Source organism: Eubacterium callanderi (assembly GCF_900142645.1).
GTDB classification, from domain to species: Bacteria; Bacillota; Clostridia; order Eubacteriales; family Eubacteriaceae; genus Eubacterium; species Eubacterium callanderi.
On sequence record NZ_FRBP01000004.1, the window covers coordinates 156,603 to 160,023 of the forward strand.

The window sequence follows — 3,421 nt, forward strand, 5'->3', positions numbered from 1 at the left end:
GAAGAGGTTAAAAATCTGACCACAGTCGATGGCGAAACCGTTCCACTGTACGCCCAGTGGCGTGCCAACAAGTACAGCATCCAATTCGACGGCAACACCGCCGATGGCGGCAGCATGACCGATCAAGCCATGACCTACGATACGGCGGTCAATCTGACGGCCAACGGTTACACCAAAACCGGCTACACCTTTACAGGCTGGAACACCCAGGCCAATGGCGGCGGGACCGCCTATACCGATGGTGAGAATGTTAAAAATCTGACCACAGCAGATGGCGAAACCGTTCCACTGTACGCCCAGTGGCGTGCCAACAAGTACAGCATCCAATTCGAGGGCAACACCGCCGACGGCGGCAGCATGGCCGATCAGGCCATGACCTATGACGAGGCGGCTAGTCTGGAACGCAACAGCTATACCAAGACTGGCTACACCTTTACGGGCTGGAACACCCAGGCCGACGGAGGCGGAACTGCCTATGGCGATGGTGAGGAGGTTAAAAATCTGACCATAGTCGATGGAGAAGTAGTCAAGCTGTATGCCCAGTGGCGTTTACGCACACCGAGCATTGTCACAAGCCAGAGTATTGGAAAACATGGCGATACGATTACTTTGACAGGTGAAGACTTTGAACCGAATGCAGAAGTCATTTTTACGCTGCACTCGATGCCAAAAGAGATTGGGAAGGCACCAGCAGACACAGATGGAAAGGTGACACTTACATTTCAGGTGCCTTTTGACACCGAAGAAGGTGATCATCAGCTAAGGGCAGATAACGGTATTCATTCAGCCCAGACTGGGCTTAAGGTGCTGAAAACAGCCAAAGCGGATTCTGAAAAAATTGATAACAATACAAATGGAACACCTGTTGGAACAGGAATACAAAGCCATGGGTATATTCCGCTCGTTCTTGTTTTAGTACTCTGTGGTATCACTTTTGGTGTACTGTTAAGAAGAAATAAATTGAAATAATACACGTTGCAGATAAATATATGGTTTTACTTAATTAAAGGATAAGCTGTGAAAAATCAAATGACTGTTCAAAATTTAGAAAGGAAATTTAGATGATGAAAAAAACGAATGATACAAAATTATACAAAATATATATAAGCCTGCTAATGATGGTAGTCATGATATTTCCGATTTTTCTCAGCACAGCCGTTCAGGCCGAAATAGTAGCTCCAGAAAATCCAATCCAGGTGATTACCGCCTTTAATGTTTCTGACGAAGATCTGAAAAGCCGGAATATTGCTTTGGGGACAAAGACGGAGCAGCTGGGCTTGCCGGACAGCGTGCTCGTTGATCTTGAAGAATCAGACGAAATGCCGGAAAGGGGTGTGGAGGTACCACTTACCTGGACATCGCAGCCCCAGTACGATAAGGATACTCCAGGCGAGTATACCTTTACAGCCTCTGCAGGGGAAGAATACGTGCTGGCAGACGGTCTCGCTGCGCCAAGCATTAAGGTGGTTGTAGAAAAGGAAGCGGATAACCAAGAGAGATTGCTCAGACAGGCGCAGCCCTTGTCAAATGCGGAGCCATATCAGATTAGCAGCGCCGGCAGTGCTTTAGACCAAACAAAATACACGACGCTGAAGGCCGCTTTTGACGCCATTAACCTGGATACAGCGGCGCAGTATACCATCAGCCTGAGCAGTAATGACGATATGACAGGCGATGGAGCGGCAGAGCTTACCCGGGCAAATGTAAAAATAATTTTAAATGGAAATGGACACACCATTCTTCAGGGGGATAACGCCAAACATATTAAAAGCACCAACAATATTGATCTGGAAATGATCAACATAAAATTAACGGCCAGCGATAATACTTATGGCGGCATTGAAGCCAACGGAAAGGTGAGCATAAAAGATTCAAGGTGGTCGAATATGTCGTCAGGCCTTCTGTCAGTAACAGCAAGCTTTACGAACAGCACTTTTCAGAATATCACAGGTCAAATGATATACAGGCCGCAAAGCAGTGCGTTCACCGATTGCACATTTAAGGATATGTCGAGTGATAATTTTATGTTTATTTACTCGTCTGGAAGCACCTTATTTAAAAACTGTATCCTGGAAAACGTGGGCTATCTTCATCATGACCGCAGCAGTCCGCTGACCATTGAGGATTGTACTTTCAAAAACACCGGCCGGATTTTTACATGGAATAACTGTACTTTAATCTTAAAAGGGACAGTCCTTCTGGATGGTACGCCTATTGAAATGAGAAATAATGCTATTTTGACCGTAGAACCCGGCAGCGACCTCACCATAAAAAACACAACAACGTCCGCGATTTACGGCGATAAGCTGAGCAATATCAATTTTTCCGGCGCGAGTGTTAAGTTTGAAAATAATGGCAGAAACATCCGTTCCAGAAAGCCCACCAGTGAGGAAATCGCCCAATACCCGAATATTTCAGCGGTCCGCACCAGCATTGTGGAAAAGTATTATAACTATCTGCATCCTCTGAACAACAAAGATATTGCCTTTACAGGCGGAATAGATTTTCCATCGTATATACCGACCTACGACCCCAACGAGGGCTCAGGCACAAGGTATGAAGACCGGGATACCCGGGAACCGGACTATAAAAATGTGTTTTACGGGACAGGCGCAGGATACATTGTTTTGGATAATACTTCGGACACACATCTGAAGTACTCAAGAGTCGGTTATGAGTTTGTTTCATGGAACACCAAAAGTGATGGTACCGGCCATTCCTATACTGCATACGATGTTGCTACGATAGACGCGGATAACAATACTTTTTACGCTTTCTGGAAAGCGCACCAGTACACAATAAAGTTTGACGGTAACACGGCAGATGGCGGCAGTACAGATGATCAGACCATGACCTACGATACGGCAGCCAACCTGACGGCCAACGGCTATACCAAAACTGGGTACACCTTTACCGGCTGGAATACCCAGCCTGACGGTACGGGAACTGCCTATAGCAACGGTCAAAATGTAAAGAACCTGACAACTGCAGATGGCGATATGATAACACTGTACGCTCAGTGGCGTGCCAACAACTATACCATCAAATATGACGGCAATGCTGCGGACAGCGGCAGTATGAATGACCAGCCAATGGTTTTTGACGTTGCAGCCAACCTGACTGATAATGCCTATGCCAGAATCGGCTATACCTTTACAGGCTGGAATACCCAGCCTGACGGTACGGGAACTGCCTATAGCGATGGTCAAAATGTAAAAAACCTGACCGCTGCAGATGGCGATACGATAACCCTGTTCGCTCAGTGGCGCGCTAACAGCTATACCATCCAATTTGATGGCAACACCGCCGATGGCGGCGATACGGCCAGCCAGAGCATGACCTACGATGCGGCGGCCAATCTAACCGTCAACGGATACACCAAAACAGGCTATACCTTTACGGGCTGGAATACCCAGTCCGA

2 protein-coding genes are annotated in these 3,421 nt (G+C 47.0%); both read left to right on the forward strand.

The window, feature by feature from the left end:
* A partial coding sequence (locus BUC22_RS06325) for an InlB B-repeat-containing protein (protein ID WP_200805537.1) occupies positions 1-969 on the forward strand: 969 nt, incomplete at its 5' end.
* A gap of 92 nt (positions 970-1,061) precedes the next feature.
* Positions 1,062-3,421: InlB B-repeat-containing protein (locus tag BUC22_RS21740; RefSeq protein WP_207663158.1), on the forward strand; the 2,360-nt coding region annotated here is incomplete at its 3' end.